The following is a 23,704-nucleotide window of genomic DNA, read 5'->3' on the forward strand; positions in this document are numbered from 1 at the left end:
GCGGGTGCTGAGTCAGTGGGTGAAGGCGAGTACCACTTTGCCTGCGGCAGTGCGGTTCTCCAGTGAGGCAATGGCGGTGGCAGCGTCGGCGGCCGGGAACACCGACGGCTCCGGTGCGCTGAGCGATCCGTCGGCGAGGAGCGGTTCGATCTCGGCCCACTGGGTGGCGAGGTAGCCCGGGCGCGTCATCCACCACGCACCCCAGCCGACGCCGACGACGTCGACGTTGTTGAGCAGCAATCGGTTGACCTTGACCGTCGGGATCTCACCACCGGTGAAGCCCAGCACCAGGATTCGGCCCGACGGCGCGAGCGAGCGGATGCTGTCGGTGAACCGGTCACCGCCCACCGGATCGACGACGACGTCGACGCCACGGCCGCCGGTCAGTTCCTTCACCGCGTCCTTCCACCCGTCGACGAGCACCACGTCGGTGGCTCCGGCGGAACGGGCGATGTCGGCCTTGGCCTCCGAGCTCACCACGGCGATGACGCGAGATGCGCCGAGTACCGGAGCCATTCGCAGCGCGGAGGTTCCGATACCCCCTGCTGCGCCGTGCACCAGGACAGTCTCGCCCGGTGCCAGACGACCGCGTTCCCGGAGGGCGAAGTGCACCGTCAGGTCGTTGAACAACAACCCTGCCCCTGCGGAGAGGGACACCGACTCGGGCAACGCGAACACCGTGTCCGGGGATACGACGGCGACCTCGGCCATACCGTCGCTCAGTCCGGTCAGGGCGGCTACTCGATCACCTGCGGAGAAGCCGGACTCCGGCGGTGCCGACCGAACGATGCCGGCGATCTCGCTGCCGGGGACGAACGGCAACTCGGGCTTGTACTGGTAGAGCCCGCGGGTGAGCAATGCGTCGGGAAAGGCGACGCCCGCGGCATGGACCTCGATGACCACCGACCCGTCGCGGGCAGCAGGCTCGTCGACGTCCACGACGGTCACCGAATCGGGTCCGTCGAGGGTGGAGATCTGTACCGCGCGCATGAGTTGTCCTCTCGGTCGGGATCGTTCCCTGCACGCCACCGTACAAAACTGCGGAACTCACCGTGGTTACCGGCATCCGGTACTGGTGATGTGCTCCAATCGAGGGATGGACACCACTCCCCTCACCGTCGTGCGGCCGGACGGTGACGCCCGCGGCGGCGTCATCGTCATCCAGGAGGCCTTCGGGGTCACCGATCACATCGTCGACGTCTGCAATCGCCTCGCATCCGCCGGTTGGGTCGCGGTCGCACCGCACCTGTTCCACCGGCAGGACGGCGTCACCGTGCTCGACTACTCGGACATGGATTCGGCCATGGCAGCCATCGGCGAACTCGCTGCGGACGAGGTGGACTCCGACGTGGATGCAGCGGCAAGCGCACTCGCCGAGGTGGGATTCGAGCCCTCGTCCATCGCGATCGTCGGCTTCTGCATGGGCGGCACTGTCGCGTTCCAGACCGCTGTTCGACGCCACCTCGGTGCGGCTGCGACGTTCTACGGTGGCGGAATCACGAAGAGCCGCTTCGGCTATCCCGCAATGGCCTCGGTGGGTGACGCCCTCCGGACGCCATGGCGCGGGTTCTTCGGAGACCTGGACGAGGGAATCCCGTTCCAGGACGTCGAGACGCTGCGCGAGATCACCGCGACGGCGCCGGTCGACTCCGAGATCACCCGCTACGAGAACGGCAAGCATGGATTCCACTGCGACGACCGCCCTGCCGTGTTCGACGCCGACGCTGCCGCTGATGCCTGGGGCAAGACTCTCGAGTGGTTCGACGCCCATGTCGCACGCTGAACCGCCGCGCTCCGACGCCGACCTGGCGGAGGAGACGGAACGAATCGTCGCCTTCTGGACCGATCTGTCGCTGCCCGGCCTGTTCGACGTCCACACGCACTTCATGCCGAAGAACGTGATGGACAAGGTATGGAGCTACTTCGACAGTGCAGGTCCGCTGACCGGCAGCGTCTGGCCCATCTCCTATCGGTTCGCCGAAGACGAACGGCTGCAGGTCATTCGGGGATTCGGAGTACGACAGTTCACGTCGATGATCTACCCGCACAAACCGTCGATGGCGGCCTGGCTCAACTCGTGGGGTGCCGACTTCGCGGCGCGAACCCCCGACTGCCTGCAGACCGCCACCTTCTACCCCGAGGACGGGGCCACCGAGTACGTCGAGCAGGCCTTGACGAACGGTGCCCGAATCTTCAAGTCGCACATCCAGGTCGGCAACTATTCACCGAACGACCCCCTGCTCGACGGCGTCTGGAGCGCGATCTCGGACGCCGAGGTACCCGTGGTGATTCACTGCGGTTCCGGCCCGGCACCCGGCACTCACACCGGACCGGGGCCGATTGCCGAGCTGCTGCAACGGTTCCCGAATCTTCCACTGATCATCGCGCACATGGGCATGCCCGAGTATGTCGAGTTCCTCGACCTGGCCGATCGCTACGAGAACGTTCGACTGGACACCACGATGGCGTTCACCGACTTCTCCGAGGCCGGTGCACCGTTCCCGAAGCACGAGCGGCCGCGACTGCTCGACCTGCAGGATCGCATTCTGTTCGGCAGCGACTTCCCCAACATCCCGTACCCGTATCTGCACGCCCTGCAGGCCGTGAGCCGACTCGATCTGGGCGACGACTGGGTTCGCGCCGTCTGTTGGGGGAACGGCGCTGCACTGTTCGGCTAGGGGGTTCTCTGGACCCAGAACTCGGCGATGCGTTCCGCGATGGCATTGCCCTGTGCTCGTCCGGCCACGGCTGCAGCCGATCGGACCGCGATGTCGGTGGCATCGGGGCCGATGGCGGCCGCCGAATCGGCATCGGGGACAATCACTTCCACCTTGGATCCACCGGCGAGCAGCCGCTCTCGTTCGATCTCGAAGGGATCGTCCTCGAGATCGAGCGCGCCGACCTTGAGCACCAGCACCTTCTCGAAACCGACTGCCAGATCGGCATTTTCGCTTGCACGGATACCGCCGTCGACGTACCGATGATCTCCGATCGTCACCGGTGGCCACATGCCGGGGATGGCGCAGCTCGCGGCCACCGCGTCGACCAGTTGAACGCCCGAGCCACGGTCGAGAACCCGGTGCCGGCCGGTCACCGCGTCGACAGTGACGATCCTCAGATCGCGGTTGGGCCACGAGTGCGTCGGCAACCGTCGTCCGACGATGGCGCGACGCTCGCGTTCGGTGATCGTCGATGCCGCCAGTGCCGCGGTGCCGATGCGTCGGCGGGTGTCCAGTGCACTGCCGTCGGAGTTCTGCGCCGCCCGAGCCAACATGGTGACCAGTTCGTCGATGGTCGCCTCGGCGTGCGGCTCGTCGTCCTGCTTCGCCTCGTCGGCTTGGCGGTCGAAGAACTCGGCCAGCGGAACTCCGCTGGAGATCTGAGCTGCCACCGAGGAGCCGGCCGACGTTCCCAGCAGCATCTCGGCGTCGGTGACGTCGGCTCCGGATTCTGCCAATCCCAGTAGGACACCCGTCTGCCACGCAATACCTGCGACTCCGCCGCCGCCCAATACGAGTGCTCGCCTGGTCATGGTCGTACCCCCTTCTTCGAAAAGATCCGTCAGGAACTTACAGCGCCGGTGTGTACACGTGGGCGCAGCCAGTCGACGAGGTCGTCGAGTACGCGCTCCTTCTCCGGTTCGTTGAACACCTCGTGGAACAGCCCGTCGTACGTTTTCAGGGTCAGGTCGTCCGATCCGGCGAGTTCGGCGATGAGTTCGCTGCCCGAGACATCGGCCAGTCCGTCCGCAGTCCCGTGCTGGAGCAGCACCGGAATCTTCAGCGACGGCAACCGTGCCGGGAAGGTTTCGCCTACGCCGAGCATGGCTGCGGCCAGGCCCGCCGGGACGGTGCCGTGGTAACCCAGCGGATCGGCGACATAGGCGTCGACCACATCTCGATCGCGCGAGACGAGATCGGGGTCGAGCTTCAGCACGGGAATTGCCGGTAGGAAACGTCCGAGGACCTTGCCCACCGCCACCAGGGCTTTCGGCTGTCCCACGCTCGGTGCCACTGCGGGCCCGGACAGCATCAGACCGTCGAGGTCGCCCTGATGGTCGAGTGCGTACGACAGTGCGACGGCACCGCCCATGCTGTGGCCGAGCAGGAAGGTGCGCTGATTCGGATGTTCGGCGGCTGCGATGCCGAACAGCGTGTGTAGGTCGTCGGTGAAGTCGGACCACTTCTCCAGCGACACCCGTTTGCCACCGGATCGCCCGTGTCCGCGGTGGTCTGGCGCGTAGACGACAAAGCTGAGCGAGCCCAGCCGTTCGATGACGTGCCGGTACCGGCCAGCGTGCTCGGCCAGGCCGTGAGCCAGCACAACGATCCCGGTCGGTGTGGTCTCGGGGGTCCAGACGTCGTAGACGATTCGGGTTCCGTGAACTCCGACGAACGCCGACTCGACATGCTTCATCCGGTCACCGTACAAGGGCAGCGTGGCGTCCGACGGCCCATCGGGGAACCTACAAATATTTGCTTGGGTAACTATCCTGGTAGGACGGGCGATGTAGTTGTGACACGCCACTACCGATTTGTCCTCGCACCTCGGGCACGGCACCGACCAGGAGTGAAGAAACCTTCAATGCGTGATGAGTCCGCCACGAGTACGTCGCCGCGGTGGCGCGACCCCAAACGCTACCTCTGGCCGCTGGGATTGATCATTCCCCTTAGCCCGTTCCTGGCCTGGGGGCTGGTATCGCTTCTCGGGCCCGGGGCGTTCTGGACCCTCGGCCTGATGATCATGGGTGTCGCACTGCCTCTGGTGGACAAATTCGCCGGAGTGGACCGCAGCAATCCCCCGGACGAGGCGATCGCCGCGCTGGAGAAGGATCCGTACTACCGCTGGTGCGTCTATCTGTTCCTGCCGTTGCAGTACGCGGGTCTGGTTGCGGCCTGCTATCTCTGGGCGCACGGCCCGCTGGGAGTCCCGGAGCGGATCGGCCTGGCCATCACCGTCGGCATCGTCGGTGGGGTCGGCATCAACGCCGCGCACGAGCTGGGCCACAAGCGTGAGCGTCTGGAGCGATGGCTGTCGAAGGTGACACTGGCACAGTCCCTGTACGGCCACTTCTACGTCGAGCACAATCACGGCCACCACCTCCGCGTCGCCACCCCGGAGGATCCGGCGTCGGCAAAGTTCGGCGAGTCGTTCTGGAAGTTCTTGCCGCGCACGATCGTGCACGGCCTGCGCTCGGCCTGGGAGCTCGAGACTCGACGCCTCGCCCGCCAGGGCCTGTCTCCCTGGTCGTACCGAAACAACCTGTTCAATGCCGCGGCCATGAGCGTTGTGCTGTTCGGCGTGCTGATCGCCGTCTTCGGTGTGGTGACCGTGCCGTATCTGTTCCTGCAGGCTGCGATCGCGATCGTCCTCTACGAGGCAGCCAACTACCTCGAGCACTACGGGCTGCTGCGGCAGAAGCGCAAGAGCGGTCGATACGGCAAACCGACCCACCGCGACAGCTGGAACAGCGACCACCTGTGGAGCAACCTGTTTCTCTACCACCTGCAACGGCACAGCGACCATCACGCGAATCCGGTGCGCCGCTACCAGGCACTGCGCACCGTCGACGAGTCCCCACAGCTACCGGCCGGATATGCAGTGATGATCTTCTGCGCGCTGGTTCCGCCGTTGTGGCGCAAGGTGATGGATCAGCGACTGATCGACTTCTACGACGGCAACTCGGAGCTCGTCAACGTCGACCACTCCGACCCCAAGGCAGTGCGGAAACTCGAGCAACTGTGCGTCGAGCGCGCTGAGGCGTAGTGAGAGTTCACACCGCCGCAGGTTCGTCGGTCTGGGCCCGCAGGTAGCGACCGAAGTGCGGCACCGTGAACGCGATGGTTCCGCGCTCGGCCGAATAGATCAGGCCCTTCTTGATCAGTCCGTCGCGAGCCGGAGACAGCGATGCAGGCTTGCGCTTCAGCTCGGTCGCCACGGCCGAGGTCGGCACCGAGCCGTCGTCCACGGACAGTTCGGCCATCGCACGCATGTATTCACGCTCGGCAGGCGTCGCACGCTCGTAGCGAGATCCGAAGAATCCGACGGCCAATTCCTCCTCCGCCGTCGGAGCGGCGACGCGCACGTCCTCGACGGTGATCGGGGTGTCGGCCGCGAGATCCCACGTCGCCTTGCCGTAGGCCTGGACGAAGTACGGGTAGCCGTCAGCGGCTGCATACAGCGCGTCGAGCGCGTCGGGGGTGAATTCGACGTCCTCGCGGTCGGCCGGAGCGATCAACGCGAGGTCGGCCGCGGCTCGTTCCAGTCGGCCGATCCGGTGGTAACTGAACAGGCGCTCGGAGTAACTCTTGGATGCCGACAACACCGCAGGTAGGTGTGGCAGCCCGGCCCCGACGATGATCAGCGGCGCGGTGTCCTGACTGAGCTCGTGACAGGCCGCACACAACGCGGAGATGTCCGCGGCACCCAGATCCTGCATCTCGTCGATGAAGATGGCGATGCCCACGCCCACGTCGCCGGCCAGCGCGGAGGCGTCGAGCAGCAGTTCCACGAGGTCGATCTCGATGTCGCCGGAGTCGGCGCGGCCGGTCTTCGCCGGGACGTCGATGCCGGGCTGCCACCGCTCCCGCATGCCCTTGTCCGCGGTGGCGCGTAGGGCGAAGGCCTTGAGGACGCCGAGGAATTCGTCGACGCGTTCGGGATCGCGATGCGATGCCGCGATGCCGCGGACCGCCATGTGCAGCGCAGACGACAGCGGTCGACGCAGTTCCTGGTCCGGCCGAGCCTCGATCTTGCCGGTGCCCCAGCCGCGGGCGATGGCCGCGGATCGGAGTTGGTTGAGCAACACCGTCTTCCCGACGCCTCGCAGCCCGGTGAGTACGACGCTGCGTTCCGGCCGGCCGCGGGTGATGCGTTCGAGTACGACGTCGAAGGCGTCGAGCTGCTTCTTTCGGCCTGCGAGCTCGGGTGGGCGCTGGCCGGCGCCGGGGGCGTAGGGGTTACGCACGGGGTCCATGGGGCCAAAGTTACAACGAATCGTGCGATATATGCGGACATCTAGTTCGTGTCCTAGAGATCTGTATTCACTCGATACTTGCGCGCGACTGCGACGGAGGACTACTTTCTGGGGTGTGAAGCGCATTCTCGTAGTACGCCGCCGTAGCGGGGTCTGATTCGGACCGACCCCTCGCTGCGGGTCGTTGTGCTCTCTCGGTCCTCCCTTCACATTCGCCAGGACCACCCTCATGAATGCATTTGCTTCCACTCTCGCCACAGATCCGTTCCACGCCCGTTTCGGTTGCGCCCTGCCGCGCACGATGCGCGACGAGATCACCTGGCAACACATGTCGTGGACGAACTTCACCGACCGTTTCTCGCCCACCACCGGCCCTCTTCGACTGGGGTCATGGACTGCCGACAGTGCAGCTGGCGGTAGGACGGCTTTCGACGCGACCTTCGGCGTCGGCGACACGATCATCGCCTGTGCGGCAACGACTTACGGGCCGATCGAGGCCTTGACGTCGATGCTCCACAACGCCGGATTCCGCATCGAGATCCTCTCGTTCCACCAGCAGATCATCGGCGACGAGACCGCCACCTTCGTCCTCACCGAGCACGACGGTCGCCGCGAATGGTCGATGGGCATGGATACCGACGCACACCTGTCGGCCGTGCGAGCCGTCATCGCCGGAGCGAACATTCTGCATCGGTAGCGCTTTCTTCGACGGTCTAGCGCGTATGCAAGACAGGCGAAGACTTTCCTAGGGCATCTCGATCGTCTCGGCGCGCTGCACTTCGGCCAGTGCGCGTCGCAGATAGGTCTCGGCTCGGCCACGGCGCACCGCGAGCAGGTCTGCGACCACCAGCAACGCGTGCGCCGGACGCGGCCTCACTCGCGACTGCTCTTCGACGTCGGACACCCCCAGCGCTCCGGTGAGCACCTCCACGAATCCGGCGATGTCCAGGTTCGGCAGCCAGCCGGCTCCTCGTACGGTTCGGCCGAGCACCTCCTGGACGTTCTCGCCGGTCAATCCATCGCTGTATACCTCTTCGAGCAACGTGCGTACCATTTCGGCATGCACGTGGCCGGCCTGCGCCGAGTCCGAGCGGCCCAACGATTCGACGGCATCGTCGAACGCGACCGAATCCTGCGAGGCGACAGCAGCCAGCGCATCGTTCGTGGCATCGGCGATGCGCCGAACTTCGACTGGCCATTCAGCAGGCCAGGTGACGGGCATACGACTCGGGGGAGTCGACACGGGGGAGGAGTCGGTCATGACAGAAGTGTCTCATCGGATACCGTCACGGTTCCCTTTATGTGTTACCGGTGTTTATACTAAGTCTCGCACTGTGGCATCGGCCACACCTGCGAACGTGGAGGAGGTGGCTCGATGAGCGAACGGAAGATCGTCGCATCGGATCCCGGTGAAGTGATGCTGCAAGCCAGAAACGTCAAGTTCGACTGGAGCGATCTGCCGATGCACTGGGTGCCGGGCGATCCGTACACCACGCACGTACTCAACGTGCTGCATCTACTGCTGCCCGCCGGCGAGCACTGGTTCGTCGACACGTTCAAGGAAGCCCTGCCGTACATCGACGACGAGAAGCTGCGCGACGACGTCATCGGCTTCATCGGCCAGGAAGCCGTACACGCCGAGGCCCACACCGGCGTCCTCGTGCATCTCCAGGCCAAAGGACTCGACCCGACTCCGTTCACCGACCAGATGGAGTGGGCCTTCGGCAAGGTCCTCGGCTCCGATTCGGTGACCAGCCTTCGATCGAAGAACAATCTGGTCGAGCGCTTGGCTCTGATCGCCGCGATCGAGCACGTGACGGCATTTCTCGGTGACTGGGTACTCAACGCCGACGGTCTCGACCGCGCGGGCATCCACCCCACCATGCTCGATCTGCTGCGCTGGCACGGTGCCGAGGAAGTAGAGCACCGCTCGGTCGCCTACGACACGCTGCGATACTTCGACAAGCGCGAGGTTCGCCGATTGCGCACGTTCGTCGTGGTCGTGCCGTTGATGGCCTACATCTGGATGCGCGGGATCATCTTCCTGATGAAGAACGACCCGGAGCTGCAGTCGGCCCCGAAGTCCGTCCGCAAGCCGCGCTCGGCACTGTGGCGGAAGTCGGTCAAACGCGGCACCCTGCCCGCGCTGACGCACGTCGGCCGCAGCATGTCGCGCTACCTCAAGAAGTCGTACCACCCCAGCCAGGAAGGCTCCACAGCTCAGGCCGTCCGGTACCTTGCGTCCTCGCCTGCCGCTCAGGCTGCAGCGAGGTGAAGCTCTCTTCACGGCGCGTCCCGCGGCTGCTCCCCAAGGATGCTCCGCCGGACCTGCGCGGGCGCGGACGTCCTGATCGCTCGATGCAGCTGCTCGGTACGTTTCTCAACGGGTACATGCAGGCGGCGGCCGGAGCGGAGTACAACGACGCCGTCGCCGGCCACAACCCCGATTCGGCGTTGAAGTTGGTCGTCACCGAACGCGAGATCGTCGCCGAGGACAACGATGTCGCAGCCCTCACCCTTGCGTCGCCGACGGGTGCACAGCTGCCCATCTGGCATCCGGGCTGTCATCTCGATCTGCACCTGCCCTCGGGCCGTCGCCGGCAGTACTCACTGTGCGGAAATCCCTCCGATCGCAGCTCCTATCGCATCGCGGTGCGCCGAATCCCGACCGGCGCAGGCGGATCCATCGAAATGCACGGACTGCAACCCGGCACCGAGGTCACCGTCCGTGGCCCCCGCAACGGATTCCCTTTCGTCGGCGACGGCAGCGCACTGTTCATCGCCGGCGGTATCGGGATCACTCCCATCATCGCGATGGTCCGCGCCGCAAGAATTCTCGGCATGGACTGGCAATTCGTGTACTGCGGTCGATCACGCGACACGATGCCCTTCCTCGACGAGATCGAGAGCTGGGAATCGGACCGGGTGTTCGTCCGGACCGACGACGTGCACGGGTACCCCACCGAGGGTGAATTGCTCGAGCGCGCACCCGCAGGCGGTGCCGTCTACTGCTGCGGCCCCACCCCCATGCTCGACGCAGTCCGCCGCGACTTTCGCCAGTGCCCCTCCACCGCACTGCATTTCGAGCGATTCGGCCCGCCGCCGATTCTCGACGGCACTCCGTTCGAGGTGCAGTTGATCAGCACGGGCGCTGTGCTCGACGTCGCCGCCGACGCCTCCGTGCTGACGGCGGTCAAGGAGCAGAAACCCAACGTCGCGTACTCGTGCCAGCAGGGCTTCTGCGGCACCTGCAAGGTCCGGGTGCTCTCCGGTGAGCCCGAGCACCTGGAAAACAGACTGACGCCGGAAGAGCAGCGCGATCACATGCTCATCTGCGTTTCGCGCGCACGCAGCGGGCGTCTCGTACTCGATCTATAGAACGGAAAACTGTTGAGCAGCAACGCGGTTCAGACGACAGTCATCAACGAGGGCATCCGGCTGGCGGTGTTCGAGAGCGGCAATCCCGACGGCGATCCCATCGTCCTCGTGCACGGCTGGCCCGATACTCATGAGCTGTGGAGCCACATCGTGCCGCAGCTCGAGGACCGCTTCCGGGTGATCAGCTACGACTCCCGCGGCGCAGGCGAGAGCTCGGTCCCCGCCGAGCAGTCGGCGTACAAGCTGGCCCGGCTCGCCTCGGATTTCTATGCCGTCGCCGATGCCGTCAGCCCCGACGCCCCAGTCCATGTACTCGCCCACGACTGGGGTGCCGTCGAGGTATGGGAGGCCGCAGCCCAGCCCCAGGCGAAGGACCGAATTCGTTCGTACACATCGATTTCCGGGCCGAACCTCGATCACCTCGGCAAGTGGTCGCAGTCGCGCCTGCGCAAACCCACCCTCACCGGCATCAAACAGGTGCTCGCCCAGGTACGCGCGTCGTGGTACACCGTCACCTTCCACATCCCCGGCCTGTCCACGTTGCGCATCAAGCGGCAGTTCGCCAAGGGGTGGCCGGCGTTCCTCCAGGAGTTCTCGGGCGTCGATCCGAAGCTCGTCACCCAGAACCCCACACTGTGGTCGGATGCCACCAACGGCACCAAACTCTACCGGGCCAACATCATTCCGCTCCTGGGCAATCCACGTGAGCGGTACATCGACATCCCCGTGCACCTCATCGTCAACACCGAGGACGTCGCAGTGCGTCCGTACCACTACGACGACACCGGCAAGTGGGTGAAGAACCTCACGCGCAACGACATTCCGGCCGGACACTGGTCGCCGATCTCCCATGCCGACGACATCGCACGATTGACGAGGGAATTCATCGCCTCGCTGGACTGATGTTCACGAATCACCCCGCCAGGTGCCCGCGCAGCGTCGACGCGGTGTAGTCGGCGCGAAAAATACCGCGCCGCTGCAGGATCGGAACCACCTGATCGACGAAGTCCTCCAATGAGTCCGGGTAGCGCGGACACATCAGATTGAAGCCGTCGGCACCGCGGCCGATCCACGACTGCATCTCGTCGGCAATCGATTCCGGCGTGCCGATCATTGTCGCGTGGCCGCCGCCCGCGGCGAGGGTGCCGAGCAACTCCCGCACAGTCGGGGCGTCCTTCTCGATGATCCGCAGGATCGTCTCGTAGCGACCCTGCGGTCCGGCGAACTCGGCCGCCGGAGGCAGGGACGGTACCGGCGCGTCGAGTTCCCAGGCAGCACAGTCCTGTCCGGTGAACGTCGACAGCATCGCCAGTGACTGCTCCGTGGGCAGCAGCTCATCGAGTTCGGCCTTCTTGCGGCGAGCCTCGTCCATGGTCGACCCGATGTACGTCACCAAACCCGGCATGATCCCCACTGTCGCGCTGTCGCGGCCCGCATGGCGGATTCTCGCCTTCACGTCGTTGTAATAGCTCTGCGCTGCAACGAGATCGTAGGCGACGGCATAGATCGCCTCGGCGTACTTCGCGGCCAGATCCCGGCCCGGGCCCGACGCGCCGGCCTGAAACAGCACCGGCCTCCCCTGCGGCGACCGCGGCACCGTCAACGGCCCGTCGACCCGAAAGTGTTTGCCGTCGTGGTCGATCGAGTGCACCTTGGCCGGATCGGCGTAGTGCCTGCTTCGATCGAGCGTCAACGCGTCGGCATCCCACGAATCCCACAGCGCCAGAGCCGTATCCACGAACTCCTCGGCGCGGGCATATCGCTCCTCACGAGCCGGGATGACGTCCATCCCGTGGTTGCGTGCTTCGGCGTCGAACATGGAGGTGACGACGTTCCAACCAGCACGGCCGCCACTGATGTGATCGAGCGACGCCAACATGCGTGCAGCGTGGAACGGGGTGTAGAACGTCGACGAGACCGTGGTGACGAGGCCGATGTGCGTGGTGGCCCGCGCCATGGCGGACAGCGCGGTGATCGGCTCGAGGAACCAGGTGCCTGCCCCGGCCGGGTCGCGTACCGAATGACCGTCGGCGAAGAACACCGCGTCGAACTTGCCCCGCTCGGCGAGCTGCGCGAGTTCCTCGTAGTACGAGATGTCGCCGAGGTCCTCCACTCGCGAATCGGGGTGACGCCACGCCGCGCTGTGGTGGCCGCAACCGTAGAGAAAAGCGTTGAGGTGCATGTCAGTCCTTGACCAGTCCGCCGTCGACGACGAGATTCTGGCCGGTCACCGACCGCGCCCACGGCGATGCGAAGAACAGCAGAGCGTCGGCGAATTCCTCGGGGGTGGTGACGCGTTGCAGCGGGGTCGAGGCGGCGATGAAATCGAACACCTCGGCCGGGGTCGCGGAGCTGGCGTCGGTGGTGCGGAGCAGTCCACCCGAGACCATGTTGACGGTGATGTTGTCTGCGCCCAGATCGGCGGACAGAGTGCGGGTCAGCGAGAGCAGCGCCGCCTTGGAGGCCGTGTAGTCGTGGTACGGGACTACCGGATTCTGGAACAAATTGGTGCCCACGTTGATGATTCGTCCGAACCCCGCCTCGCGCATGCCCGGCAGTGCAGCCTGGGTGGTCAACAACGCCGCGCGGACGCTGCCCCGCAGTTGAGCGTCGAAGCGCTCCCAGGTGATCGTGTCGGCTTTGGGCCGTGCGTCTCCGTCGAACGAGAAATCGGCCAGCGCGTTGTTGACGACGGTAGTGATCGGGGTGCCGAAATGCTCACGCGCGGTATCGAACAGCGCGGCCACCGCGGCGTCGTCGGTGACATCACCCTGGACCGCGATCGCGTTCTCACCGAGTCGGTTCGACAGCGCTTCGGCGGCATCTCTGCTGTTGCGGTAGTCGATCACCACTCGGGCACCCTGGCCGGCGAACGCCGCGGCGATCGCTGCTCCCAGTCCGCGTCCACCGCCGGTGACCAACACTGTCTGCTCGTCGAATTTCATGCGCCTCGCCTCTCGTTCGAGGTCGGGACCGTCACGAGGGAACAGGAATACCGCAACGCCACGACATTCCCTTCGCTGGTCCTAACCAGATCAGGTTCGACGGGTGTGTTCTCAGCCCTGACGGGCACCCCGTGTCGCGGTCGACTGTACCTGTAGCGGTTTCTCGCCGTGTCTTGTTTTCACGCTAGAGAGACGAATGGAACCGAATGCACGCGTTCAGCCGATCACGGCCCAGCCGTGCGGCGGGACGCTCACCCGCCCGTCGTGCAGATCCGCTTCGCCTGCGAGCACCTCGTCGCCTTGAACCGGGTAGTCGATGGCGTCGTCACCGAGGTTGAGCGCGACCGTCAGCGATTCGCCGTCGGCGTGCGCGCGATAGAGCAGTGCGGTGTTGGTGAGTTCGAGCGTCTCGGTGCGCGCGGAGTACAGCCACGGATTGCGACGCCGAAGTGCGATCAGCTCCTGATGCACTCGGTAGACCGGCCAACCGTACGGAGCGAGATTCTCGAACGTGTCGGGGTACTCCGGACGCACCTCGTCGTCACCGCCGACTCGATCCTCCTTGATTCCGCGAAACGCCTGCTCGTCGCCGTAGTAGATCATCGGCATACCGCCCACGGTGAACAGAACCACCAAGGCGTGCAGCAGATGTCGCTCGTCCTCGATGACGCTGGCGATGCGGTTGACGTCGTGATTTCCGACGAACGTGGCGGGCACGAAGGCGTCGAGCCAGCCGTTGTGACGCTCGAGCGCATGGGAGAGCTCGAAGAAGTTGAGCTCGCTCAGACCGCTCCAGACGGCCTTCCACAGCTCGTACTGAGTGACCGAGTCCAGCGTGGAGGCCGAGACGATTCGGTCGTAGTCGCCGTGAATGACCTCGCCGAGAAAGTAAGCGTCCGGGTGCTTTTCCCGAACCTTCGGCAACACCGCGGCCCAGAAACGCGGCGATACCGCATAGGCCGCGTCCAGCCGCCAGGCGTCGACGCCTCGCTCGAGCCAGTGCGACAGGACGTCCACGACGTACTGCTGCACATCCGGGCTCTCGTGATCGAGTGCGACCAGTTCGTCGTGGCCCTCGAAGTTGCGATGCGTCGGCTTTTCACCGGACCAATCGAGGTGGAACCACCCCGCGGCCTCGGAGTCCGCACCCTCGGTCAGCGCTTCCTGAAACTTCGGAAAGCTCTGCGCCACATGGTTGAAGACGCCGTCGAACATGATCGTCAGGCCGCGGGAGTGCGCCGCGGCGATCAGGGAGTCGATGTCCTCGTCGGTGCCGAGCCTGCCGTCGATGTGGAAATAGTCGACAGTGTCGTAGCCGTGCTTCTCGGACTCGAAGATCGGACCGAGGGCGATGCCCGACGCGCCGAGTTCGAGTGCGTAGTCGAGCCAGTTCTCGATTCTGTTCAGCCGGTGCAGATCCGCCTGAGATTCACCGTCCCAGCCGTGTACCGGCGCACCGGTGAAGCCGAGCGGGTACAGGTGCCACCAGATGGCGTGCTTCGTCCACTCCATCAGGACTCCATGATCGAGTCGCGGCCCAGTTCGCCTGCGCCGGTATGACCGGACAGGCTCGTCACCAGGTCGAATTCGGCCAGCAGGCAACGTAATACGTGCGCAACACCCTCCTGACCATCGAGTGCGAGGCCGTACAGGAAGGGTCGGCCCAGCAGTACCGCATCTGCCCCGAGCGCCAACGCCTTGGCCATGTCTGCCCCGGTGCGCACACCGGAGTCGAACAGGATGGTCAGATCGTCTCCGACGGCATCGACGATGGACGGCAACGCGTCGAGTGACGGCCTGGCCCCGTCGATCTGACGCCCACCGTGGTTGGAGACGACGATGCCGTCCACTCCGTGCGCGGCCGCCTCTCGCGCGTCGCCCACCGTACAGATTCCCTTGAGCACGATCGGACCGCTCCAGTGCTCGCGCAGGAACGCCAAGTTCTTCCACGACAGACCCGGGTTGGGGAACATCTGCGCCCAATGCATCGCGGCGGCAACAGGATTCTCCTCGACCGGCTGCCCCAGGCCGGCCTGGAACGCCGGATCGGTCAGGTAGTTCTCGATACCCAGGTTGGCCAGGAACGGCAGGTAACCGCGGTCCAGATCGGCGGGCCGCCAGCCCAGCAAGGTCGTGTCGAGGGTCAGCACCAGGGTGGTGAATCCGGACTCCTTCGCGCGCTGCAGGAAGCTCAGCAGCACCGATTCGTCCGTCGGCCAGTACAGCTGGTACCAGCGGGGAGCGTCGCCCCCTGCCTCCGCGATCTGCTCGAACGAATGCGAGGCCTGTGTCGAATGGATGTATGGCACACCGAGTTCCGCGGCTGCGCGAACGGTGGCGAGCTCGCCGTCGGGGTGCGCGAGCGTCTGAATGCCCACGGGAGCGATCATCAGCGGGGCCGGCATCTCGGTGCCGAGCACGGTGCACGAATGATCACGAGCAGCCGAACTCCGAAGCATCCTGGGGGCGATGGCCCACTTGTCGAAGGCCGCTCGGTTCGCCCGTGCCGTCGAGCCGCTGCCCGCGCTGGCGACGATGTAGCCCAATGCCTCGGGCGAGAGCTTCTCGGCAGCCTGGTCCTCCAGCCTCGCCAGGTTGGTGGTGATCGGCGGTGTCTGCTGGGCGAACATTCCGGCGGCGTAGATGCCGAGTTGGTGATCGCTGAAGTTGCTGGGCCTGGCCTCGGTCATCGTTCGACCCTACCGGGGCACCGCCGAGGATCGGGCGAGAAATGCGTCGAGCAGCGCCGAGCAGCGCGACCGAGCTGCGGCTTCGGCCTCCGCGATGGCCCGGCGGATTTCGCGGGTGTCCACCGCATGTTCGACGCCGTCGCGGTCCCACGCGGCGGCCCACGCGTCGTAGGTGTCGAGGTCGATTTCGGGGTGGAACTGCAGCCCCAGGTGCGGTCCGCATACGAAGGCCTGCTGCGCGGCCTCGTTGCGCGCGATCACCGTGGCCTGCGGCGGCGCGGTGAAGGTGTCGCCGTGGAATTCCATCCACGGGCCGGGGCCGATGAGCTCGGGATCGGAGGTGTCGATGTCGACGAATCCGTACTCGGGATGCTCGGACTTGCGGACCGACCCGCCGAGCACTCGCGCTAGCAACTGCCCGCCGAAGCACACACCCAGGATCGGGACCTGCGCGTCGATGGCGTCCTGCAGGTAGACGATCTCGGGCGCGAGCCACGTCAGCGTGTCGTCGTAGGCGGCGTCGGGCGAGCCCATGACCACCATCAACTGCGCGTGAGACAGTGGCGGCGGCGGAACGTCGGGGCTGTGATCGAAGGAGTGCACCTCCAACTGGAAACCCCTGGTGCGTAATTCGGCGTCGAGAGTGCCGATGTCGCGTCGCGCCAGAGTCGGATCCTGATCGTGGACGAGAACTACGGCGCGCGGGTCGTTCGTGTATGTCACAGGGCTCCTTTACGGTGTTCGTGCACACCGTACGACAGACTGGATCCGATGCCACCTCGTAGACGCACAGCCCGATCCACCACTGCCCGCACCGTCAAGGCCGGGCAGAGCGCCGCTGCGCGAAAGTTCGCGGCCGCGAAGAACGGTGAGCCCGCTCCCAAGAAAGCAGCAGCAAAGAAAGCGGCACCGCGGAAGAGAGCCGCCCCGCGCAAGACGTCGCCTCGCAAGACTGCTGCCCCCGATCTGCGGGTGCCCGATCCCGGTGAGCGCGTCTGGGTGTTGGACGTGCCGTTCGAGGATCGGTCGGCGGCGGGCGCTGCCGGGGCGCGCTGGTATCCCGGACCGCGGGTGTTCGCGTACTACGGCACCGAATTGCCCGAGTATCTGCAGCCGTACGAGTCGATGCCGTACAGCCTGCAACGGTGGCTCGAGGACGATGCCAACGAGAACTGGCGGGACGAGATGGTGCGGGAGCGCGCGATGCAGCCGCGTGAGACCCAACTCGAATCCGTTCGACGCCATCTCGCCGCCCTCGACGCGGGATTCCCGTACTTCGCGCAGATGGATTCGACGGGTCTGGGCAAGACGTTGGCGGTGTGCGAGGCCGTTCGGCAGATGTCGGCGGCCGAGATCGGCACGGTGCTGGTGGTCGCACCCAAGGGCGCATTGCCGGGATGGCGGCGCACCATCGCCGACAGCGAGGCCGACATCGAACCGTCCGAGCGCAAGCGCTGGCTGCTGATCACGTACCAGTCGACGAAGAAGCTCCTGTCCGTTCCGCCCGAGACCGACCTGGGCAAACGCAAACGGACACAGAACAAGCGGACCATCTCGCTCGGCGAGCTTCGGTTCGACATGGACGTGGTGATCGCCGACGAATCGCATGCGCTGATGAACATCGAATCGCAGCAGTCGCAGATCCTCTGGCGGTATCAGGAGGCGGCGCGCTCGGTGGTGTGGATGTCTGCAACTCCCGGCTATCAGCCGCTGCACTTCGCCTACATGGCACGGGCCGTCGAGCGCAGCCGCGGGGTCGAGATCCTCGGCGACGACGAGTATCTCGGCTATGCGGTGACGATGAAGTGGGCCGAGTTCCTCATCGAATCGGGGTTCGCCGTCAAGGCAGGCAAGGCGACGACGGGATTGACGACGTGGCGGTGGGAGCCCGAGGACGCGGCCCGACGCGCCCGCGATATCGCGTCCGTACATGGGTGGCTGTCGGGAGGTGCTGTGCCGTGGTCGATTTCGCGTCCCTCACCGCCGACCCCACGCGAGCCGCTCGGCCAGGAACTCACCGCCGCGCAGAAGCGGCTGTACAACTCGGCGTGGGTGGACTACCGCAAGGAAGTCGGGCTACCGATCTGGAAGGCCGTCGGCGGCAAGCGCGTGCTGCAGAAGAACCCGAGCACCCGCGCCGCGACCCTGCGATTCCGCCAGAAGTGTTCGTACCTACGCATTCCCGCGTCCGCCGACCAGGTGCGCACCTGGGTCAAGGCCGGCAATCAGGTGTTCGTCTCGATGTTCTACCGCGAGTCGGTAGCGGCGTTGGCGCAGACGCTTCGGGACGAGGGCCTCGAGGTCGCGGTCGTCGACGGGAGTATGAGCAGCCCGGATCAGGAGGCGTCGATCAGACGCTTTCAAACCGGCGACGCGTCGGTCATCGTCTCGACAACCACCAGTGCGATCAACCTGCACACCAACGAATTACTGCTCCCGGAGGGCACGGTCTCCACCCTCGCACCACGCGTGACGCTGATTCACGATCCCCGGTGGACGCCCATCGACATTCGGCAGATCGAGGGCCGGGCCAACCGAATAGACAAGGACCACAACCACACGACGTCGACCTGCTACTACGGCTACGCCGAGGGCACGGTCGAAGAAGAGATGGTGCTGACCGGTATCGAACGTATCGCTGACCTGGGATCGATCGTCGGGCAGGCGGATCTCATCGACCCCGAGGCGTTTCTCGCCGCGAAAGTGGACGCCGGAAAATAGCGACAATTGTGAGCAATCGTCCACGCGCCCGAGTAGGTTCGGTCCCATCGGCAATTCGTCGGTAGCGGGCTCACAGTGGCACCAGGAGTAGTCATGATCGTTCTCGGAATCATCCTCGCCCTCATCGGCTATTTCGCCGGCATCTCGATCTTGACGACCATCGGCATCATTCTTGTCGTCGTCGGCGCGGTTCTGACGTTGCTCGGTTCGATGGGGCGCGCAGTCGGTGGCCGCAAGACGTGGTTTTGACCTACGAGTTAGAACACACGTTCGATTTCTGTTAGTCTGAGCGGGCCCCCGAAGTTGGCGATGCGGCCAGCGGAGCCACTTCGGGCGGTCCATATCGGACGGTAGACAGTGTCGAAGGCGGTTGCGCGCGATGGCATCCGACGAGCGCGACACCGACCCGGTTGCCGGATCGCTCTATCGCGTCGGCGATCGGTGGGCAGAACGAGCGCCTTCTCGCTGCACCAACGGCCATCCACTCGTCGCCGGTTCGGTATTGGTGGGTTCACGGGCCTGTTCGTGCGACCGCGGACATCACCGCACCCATCAGTGCGAACGCTGTGGCGTCGTGCTGTTCACGCCGGAGCTACGCAACTCGTGCAGTGACGCCAGCTTCGATTCCCGCGCTGCGCGAACACAGTCGCCCGTCGTGGACAATCGACGGTATGAACAACAGTGAGCCCGTCGTCGATCTGGGTCAACTGAGACAAGATTTCACGCGATTCATGATGAGCTACAAGTTCGGGATCGACGAGCTGATCACGAAGATCAACATCTTGAAGCAGGAATTCACCCACATTCACCGGTACAGCCCCATCGAGCACGTCTCGTCGAGGTTGAAGACTCCGGAGAGCATTTTCGAGAAGGCGCAGCGGAAGAAGTGCGCCCTGACTCTCGATGCGATTCGCGAGAACATCTTCGACGTCGCCGGAGTGCGCATCACCTGCAGCTTCATCTCCGACACCTACCGCATCGCCGACATGCTCAGCAGTCAGAGCGACGTGCGCGTCGTCGAGATCAAGGACTACATCGCGAACCCGAAAGCCAACGGCTACAAGAGCTTGCATCTGATCGTCGAGATTCCGGTGTTCATGTCCGATCGCGTCCAGCCGGTCCTCGTCGAACTGCAGATCAGAACCATCGCGATGGATTTCTGGGCGAGCCTCGAGCACAAGATCTTCTACAAGTATCGCGGGCAGATTCCGGAGACTCTGTTGGCGGAGCTGACCGAGGCGGCCGAGAGCGCCAACAAGCTCGACGAGAAGATGGAAAGCCTGCACGACGAGGTGGTCGAGCTGGGCGGCGAGGCGGAGAACTCCATCGCTCTCGGCGCGCTGCCGCCCATGGCTCTGCCTCCCGAGTTGCTGCACATGCTGCTCACGGCGCAGGCCGAGGCGATCGACCCCGATCGGGCTTGACGGTCACCACAACGAAAAACCCCGCTGCTCGACGGGCGAGCAGCGGGGTTCTGTTCTCGTATGCGCTAGCCGATGTGGACCGGAGTGTCCCCGACTGGCAGGTCGTCCTTCTTGGCACGGACCAGTACCAGCACGACCGGGCACACCAACGCGACCAGGATCGCGGCGGTTCCGAAGGCCCACGCGTAGCCCGACACCTCGGCTGCGAAAGCGTGATCGATGGTGGCGAGCACGAAGTTGCGGATCGGTTCCGGTAGCGCGGCCAGCATCTCGTCGCTGGGGATTTCCTGGCCGGCAAGAGCCTCCGCAGGAACTCCTGCGGGCGGCGTCGGTGCCGGGTTCTCGGCGAGGAACGTCGTCTTCGACGAGGTGTACACCGTGGTGAACACCGCTGCGCCGAGTGCGCCGCCGACCTGAAGCGTCGCGTTGATCAGCGCGGATGCGGCACCCGCATCGTGATCGGGGACGCCGATGAGAGCGACGTTCTGCATCGGCACCATCAGCAGGCCGAGACCGAGCCCGAGCAGTACGACTCCGGGGAGCACGTGCGTCCAGTACGAGGTGTCGACGCCGATCTGCGTGAGCAGCAGCAGGCCGATCGCCGAGACGACGGGGCCGACGGCCATCATCGGCTTGGGCCCGATCTTCGGTACGAGTGCCGAGGCGATCGCGGCGGTGATCAGGATTCCGCCGGTCATGGGCAGCGACGCGACACCGGCGATGACCGGGCTCATCTGGAGCACGATCTGGAAGTAGAAGGTCAGATACAACGTGCCACCGAGCAGTGCTGCACCGATGACGGCCGACCCGATGTATGCGGCACCGCGGTCGCGGTCGAGCAGAACGCTCAGGGGGAGCAGCGGGTTGGCGGACTTGGATTCGACCACGACGAACGCGGCGAGCAGCGCGAGGCCGAGAGCGATGAAGGAGATGGTGGGTACCGTCGCCCAGCCGTCCTCGGCTTCGGTGAAGCCGTAGACCAGCGAGGCCAGTCCGAGCGCGACGAGGATCGCTCCGGGCAGGTCGTAGCGGGTGTCGCCGTGTGCCTTGCTCTCCTTGACCAGCGGGACTGCGGCGGCGATGGCAATGATGGCGACGGGGATGTTGACGAGCAGGCACCAGCGCCAGTTCGCGTACTCGGTGAGCACTCCGCCGAGGAGCAGTCCGACGGCTGCGCCGCCACCGGCGATCGCGCCGAACACGCCGAATGCCTTGGCGCGCTCCTTGGTGTCGGTGAACGTTACCGTCAGGATGGCCAGCGCTGCGGGTGCGAGCAGTGCAGCGAAGACGCCCTGACCTGCGCGTGCGATGAACAGCTGCCAGCCCTCTTGGGCGAGTCCGCCGACGGCGGAGGCAACGGCGAAGCCGGCCATGCCGACGATGAACGAGCGCTTGCGGCCCCAGTAGTCCGCGATTCGACCACCGAGCAGCAACAGCGCGCCGAACGCCAGCGCATAGGCGGTGATCACCCAGGTGCGGCTGGTGTCGCTGATGCCGAGGTCGATCTGCGCCTGCGGTAGGGCGATGTTGACGATGGTGCCGTCCAGCACGATCGTGAGCTGTGTGATGGCGACGATGCAGAGCACCAACCACCGGCGCTCGTAGTTCGGATTCGGATCCGACGCTTCGCGCTCGGAGACCTGCGACATGTTTCTACCCCACTCGTACTCGTTGATTCTCGGGCCCGAAAAATGTCCCGACGAAAACGTAGGCGATGCGGCACCGAGTGTCAAACGAACTAGTTGGTTGGCGGTAGGGTGGCCGACATGAAGCCAGACGCCAGCGCAACCCGCGCCCGCATCGTCGTCGCCGCACGCACAGAGTTCTCCGAGCACGGATTGGCCGGGGCACGGGTGGATCGCATCGCGGTCTCGGCGAAAGCGAGCAAGGAACGCCTGTACGCGTACTTCGGAGACAAGGAAGCATTGTTCCGGGCCGTCGTGGAAGACGGGTTCGCGCGCTTTCTGGAGTCGGTTCCCTTCACCGTCGACGATCTCGGGGGATACGCCGCACGCGAGTATCTGCACCTCGCCGCGAACCCTCAGGAACACCGACTGCTGCTGTGGACGCAACTTCAAGGCGGTATGGCGGTCGCGGGTGCCGACGACATCCATGCGGTGATAGCCGAGCGACGACACGCCATGGCAGTTGCGCAGCAGGACGGCCTGATTTCCGACGCCTACACCGTCGACGACCTGTTCACCATGATCTTCGGCATCACCTCCGCGTGGATGACTGCGCCGGGCAGCGACTGCGGACCCGTCGACGACACCGAACACCAGCGCCGGGCGTCGATCATCGAGGGCGCGGTGCGACGACTCTGCACTCCGTAGCGTTGTCTATCACTCTCTAGTCTTCAGCCAAGAGTCATGAATAGTGGGGTAGCGGGCCGGTTTACTCGCAAACGCGCGCGCGTTCGTCACACGCGCGCGAATTCGACACCGATCCGTTGGCAATTCCGAACGCGTCTGACTATTCCGCGCGCGTCTGTCGAGTTCACCGACCCGCGAGAATTGCCGCCTCACGCTCGGCCGGGAGTCCGATGGGCGGCCGATCACCCCTCATCGGCGTCCGCCTGTTCATCGATTGCAGCCACACCCACGTGTCTGCCACAGTCTCCTGAATCGGACGTGTCCGGAGCCCCGCGTCGAATGCCTTCGATACGTCGGATGCATGCAGCGAATCATGATCAGCCCCCGGCGGAATCCAGATCGGAAGCTCCGTCCACGGCCGCACACCTGCAGCGCCGAGGACATCCGGCTCCACCCAGCACAGGCGAGCATCGGACCGGGTGGCTTGGATGCAGGCCTGCAGAACGTCGCCGATCGTGGCATGACCTGGCCGGCTCACCACGTCGTACGGTCCGCCGAGACCCCGCGCGGCTGCAGCCAGACTCCAGGCGACAAGATCGCGGGCATCGACGTACTGCAGTGCCAAGTCAGCGGGACCGGGCGCAAGCACATCGCCGGCGCGCTCGATTCTGTTCAGCCACCACGGAAGTCGGCCGATGTTCTCGTACGGCCCGAGAATCAGCCCGGCGCGGACCAGCAGCGCTCGATCGCCGAAAGCCGCAACTGCCGCTCGCTCACCGCCCAACTTCTGCCGCGCATAGTCCTCGCCAGGCCCCTGCACCGTCGGCCAGGTCTCGGTCGATCCCGCTCGCGGCGCGTCGTACACCGACCGGCTCGAGACGTAGATGTAGCTGTCGACCCGTCCGGCGAGCATCGCCGCCGACTCCTCGACGACGCTCGGCTCCCACGACCAGGTATCGAACACCATGTCCCACTGCCCCTTCCGCAGTGCATCGAGTCCGCCTGCGACTCGCCTGTCCCCGAGGAGTGGGGTTGCCCGCGGATTCGGACGAGAGTGTCCGCGGTTGAGGACCGTGACATCCCACTGCAGATCGAGAGCATGTTCGACGGCAATTCGCCCAACGAAGTCGCTGCCGCCGAGGACCAATAGCTTCATGCACCCAGTGTGCCGGTGATCCGGTCCTCGTCGCCGTCGACCGGCCTGATCGGATCTCTGCTCACAGCAGCGCCCCGCGTCTCCATTGTGGTGCCTACTGCT

23 protein-coding genes and 1 riboswitch are annotated in these 23,704 nt (G+C 65.2%); of the genes, 11 read left to right on the forward strand and 12 right to left on the reverse strand.

Going from position 1 to position 23,704, the window contains the following annotated elements; all coding sequences use genetic code 11:
• Window positions 1-12: 12 nt before the first annotated feature.
• Entirely contained in the window at window positions 13-990 is a 978-nt protein-coding gene (locus AYK61_RS15480; protein ID WP_121871442.1) for an NADPH:quinone oxidoreductase family protein, read from the reverse strand.
• A 106-nt stretch (window positions 991-1,096) separates the two neighbouring features.
• On the opposite strand from AYK61_RS15480, the gene AYK61_RS15485 reads away from it, so the two are divergent.
• Both AYK61_RS15485 and AYK61_RS15490 read left to right on the forward strand, forming a co-directional pair.
• Entirely contained in the window at window positions 1,097-1,783 is a 687-nt protein-coding gene (locus tag AYK61_RS15485; protein WP_121871443.1) for a dienelactone hydrolase family protein, read from the forward strand.
• Window positions 1,770-2,678, forward strand: a complete 909-nt coding sequence (locus AYK61_RS15490) for an amidohydrolase family protein (protein ID WP_183130300.1) — start codon at window positions 1,770-1,772, stop codon at window positions 2,676-2,678. Before AYK61_RS15485 ends, AYK61_RS15490 begins: the two co-directional genes overlap by 14 nt.
• Here the strand turns inward: AYK61_RS15490 and AYK61_RS15495 are convergent.
• Together AYK61_RS15495 and AYK61_RS15500 are read right to left on the reverse strand one after the other, a co-directional pair.
• Window positions 2,675-3,532: a patatin-like phospholipase family protein gene (locus AYK61_RS15495; protein WP_121871444.1), complete on the reverse strand. Its 858-nt coding sequence runs from the start codon at window positions 3,530-3,532 to the stop codon at window positions 2,675-2,677. The two genes, AYK61_RS15490 and AYK61_RS15495, sit on opposite strands and share 4 nt — an antisense overlap.
• Window positions 3,533-3,561: 29 nt before the next feature.
• On the reverse strand, window positions 3,562-4,416 hold the full coding sequence (locus AYK61_RS15500) for an alpha/beta hydrolase (protein WP_121871445.1): 855 nt from the start codon (window positions 4,414-4,416) through the stop codon (window positions 3,562-3,564).
• Window positions 4,417-4,584: 168 nt separating this feature from the next.
• Here AYK61_RS15500 and AYK61_RS15505 point away from each other — a divergent pair, with 168 nt between their 5' ends.
• On the forward strand, window positions 4,585-5,766 hold the full coding sequence (locus AYK61_RS15505) for an alkane 1-monooxygenase (RefSeq protein ID WP_121871446.1): 1,182 nt from the start codon (window positions 4,585-4,587) through the stop codon (window positions 5,764-5,766).
• 7 nt (window positions 5,767-5,773) lie between these two features.
• Here AYK61_RS15505 and AYK61_RS15510 read toward each other — a convergent pair whose 3' ends face one another.
• A complete protein-coding gene (locus AYK61_RS15510) occupies window positions 5,774-6,976 on the reverse strand; it encodes an ATP-binding protein (protein ID WP_068048586.1) in 1,203 nt (400 codons plus the stop codon).
• Window positions 6,977-7,205: 229 nt separating this feature from the next.
• Between AYK61_RS15510 and AYK61_RS15515 the strand changes: the two genes are divergently transcribed.
• Entirely contained in the window at window positions 7,206-7,673 is a 468-nt protein-coding gene (locus AYK61_RS15515; protein ID WP_121871447.1) for an alpha-isopropylmalate synthase regulatory domain-containing protein, read from the forward strand.
• Between the two features lie 48 nt (window positions 7,674-7,721).
• Here AYK61_RS15515 and AYK61_RS15520 read toward each other — a convergent pair whose 3' ends face one another.
• Complete coding sequence (locus AYK61_RS15520; protein WP_259468079.1) at window positions 7,722-8,237, reverse strand: hypothetical protein; 516 nt, start codon at window positions 8,235-8,237, stop codon at window positions 7,722-7,724.
• Between the two features lie 114 nt (window positions 8,238-8,351).
• On the opposite strand from AYK61_RS15520, the gene AYK61_RS15525 reads away from it, so the two are divergent.
• Genes AYK61_RS15525 through AYK61_RS15535 form a run of 3 tightly spaced genes read left to right on the forward strand, consistent with a single transcriptional unit; the run spans window position 8,352 to window position 11,257 of the window.
• Window positions 8,352-9,251: a metal-dependent hydrolase gene (locus AYK61_RS15525; protein WP_094669920.1), complete on the forward strand. Its 900-nt coding sequence runs from the start codon at window positions 8,352-8,354 to the stop codon at window positions 9,249-9,251.
• Window positions 9,248-10,354: a PDR/VanB family oxidoreductase gene (locus tag AYK61_RS15530; RefSeq protein ID WP_121871449.1), complete on the forward strand. Its 1,107-nt coding sequence runs from the start codon at window positions 9,248-9,250 to the stop codon at window positions 10,352-10,354. The genes AYK61_RS15525 and AYK61_RS15530 overlap by 4 nt, the downstream gene beginning before the upstream one ends.
• Window positions 10,355-10,366: 12 nt before the next feature.
• On the forward strand, window positions 10,367-11,257 hold the full coding sequence (locus tag AYK61_RS15535; RefSeq protein ID WP_121871450.1) for an alpha/beta fold hydrolase: 891 nt from the start codon (window positions 10,367-10,369) through the stop codon (window positions 11,255-11,257).
• A gap of 10 nt (window positions 11,258-11,267) precedes the next feature.
• On the opposite strand, the gene AYK61_RS15540 is transcribed toward AYK61_RS15535, so the two are convergent.
• The 5 genes from AYK61_RS15540 to AYK61_RS15560 all read right to left on the reverse strand — a co-directional run bounded on the left by AYK61_RS15540 (window position 11,268) and on the right by AYK61_RS15560 (window position 16,712).
• On the reverse strand, window positions 11,268-12,536 hold the full coding sequence (locus tag AYK61_RS15540; RefSeq protein ID WP_121871451.1) for an LLM class flavin-dependent oxidoreductase: 1,269 nt from the start codon (window positions 12,534-12,536) through the stop codon (window positions 11,268-11,270).
• A 1-nt stretch (window position 12,537) separates the two neighbouring features.
• Window positions 12,538-13,299, reverse strand: a complete 762-nt coding sequence (locus AYK61_RS15545) for a 3-oxoacyl-ACP reductase (protein ID WP_121871452.1) — start codon at window positions 13,297-13,299, stop codon at window positions 12,538-12,540.
• Between the two features lie 49 nt (window positions 13,300-13,348).
• A riboswitch (TPP riboswitch) is annotated at window positions 13,349-13,441 on the reverse strand.
• A gap of 74 nt (window positions 13,442-13,515) precedes the next feature.
• Entirely contained in the window at window positions 13,516-14,811 is a 1,296-nt protein-coding gene (locus AYK61_RS15550) for an alpha-amylase family glycosyl hydrolase (protein ID WP_121871453.1), read from the reverse strand.
• Window positions 14,811-15,989 (reverse strand): alpha-hydroxy-acid oxidizing protein, encoded by a 1,179-nt coding sequence (locus AYK61_RS15555; RefSeq protein WP_121871454.1) that lies wholly within the window; start codon window positions 15,987-15,989, stop codon window positions 14,811-14,813. The genes AYK61_RS15550 and AYK61_RS15555 overlap by 1 nt, the downstream gene beginning before the upstream one ends.
• 9 nt (window positions 15,990-15,998) lie before the next feature.
• Window positions 15,999-16,712: a type 1 glutamine amidotransferase gene (locus AYK61_RS15560; protein WP_121871455.1), complete on the reverse strand. Its 714-nt coding sequence runs from the start codon at window positions 16,710-16,712 to the stop codon at window positions 15,999-16,001.
• Between the two features lie 48 nt (window positions 16,713-16,760).
• Between AYK61_RS15560 and AYK61_RS15565 the strand changes: the two genes are divergently transcribed.
• From AYK61_RS15565 to AYK61_RS15575, 3 genes are all read left to right on the forward strand, one after another.
• Window positions 16,761-18,710, forward strand: a complete 1,950-nt coding sequence (locus tag AYK61_RS15565) for a helicase-related protein (RefSeq protein WP_259468080.1) — start codon at window positions 16,761-16,763, stop codon at window positions 18,708-18,710.
• A 93-nt stretch (window positions 18,711-18,803) separates the two neighbouring features.
• A complete protein-coding gene (locus AYK61_RS27350) occupies window positions 18,804-18,959 on the forward strand; it encodes a DUF6131 family protein (RefSeq protein WP_094611554.1) in 156 nt (51 codons plus the stop codon).
• A 422-nt stretch (window positions 18,960-19,381) separates the two neighbouring features.
• Window positions 19,382-20,134 carry a GTP pyrophosphokinase family protein gene (locus AYK61_RS15575; protein WP_068282717.1) on the forward strand — a complete coding sequence of 251 codons (753 nt, stop codon included), beginning with the start codon at window positions 19,382-19,384 and terminating at the stop codon, window positions 20,132-20,134.
• A 65-nt stretch (window positions 20,135-20,199) separates the two neighbouring features.
• Here AYK61_RS15575 and AYK61_RS15580 read toward each other — a convergent pair whose 3' ends face one another.
• Window positions 20,200-21,783, reverse strand: a complete 1,584-nt coding sequence (locus AYK61_RS15580) for an MFS transporter (RefSeq protein WP_121871457.1) — start codon at window positions 21,781-21,783, stop codon at window positions 20,200-20,202.
• 117 nt (window positions 21,784-21,900) lie between these two features.
• Between AYK61_RS15580 and AYK61_RS15585 the strand changes: the two genes are divergently transcribed.
• Entirely contained in the window at window positions 21,901-22,467 is a 567-nt protein-coding gene (locus AYK61_RS15585) for a TetR family transcriptional regulator (protein ID WP_128644668.1), read from the forward strand.
• A 163-nt stretch (window positions 22,468-22,630) separates the two neighbouring features.
• Here the strand turns inward: AYK61_RS15585 and AYK61_RS15590 are convergent, their stop codons facing one another.
• Window positions 22,631-23,602 (reverse strand): NAD-dependent epimerase/dehydratase family protein, encoded by a 972-nt coding sequence (locus AYK61_RS15590; RefSeq protein WP_121871459.1) that lies wholly within the window; start codon window positions 23,600-23,602, stop codon window positions 22,631-22,633.
• Window positions 23,603-23,704 lie beyond the last annotated feature (102 nt).

Origin of the sequence: Rhodococcus sp. SBT000017 (genome assembly GCF_003688915.1) — a bacterium.
Lineage (GTDB): Bacteria > Actinomycetota > Actinomycetes > Mycobacteriales > Mycobacteriaceae > Rhodococcoides.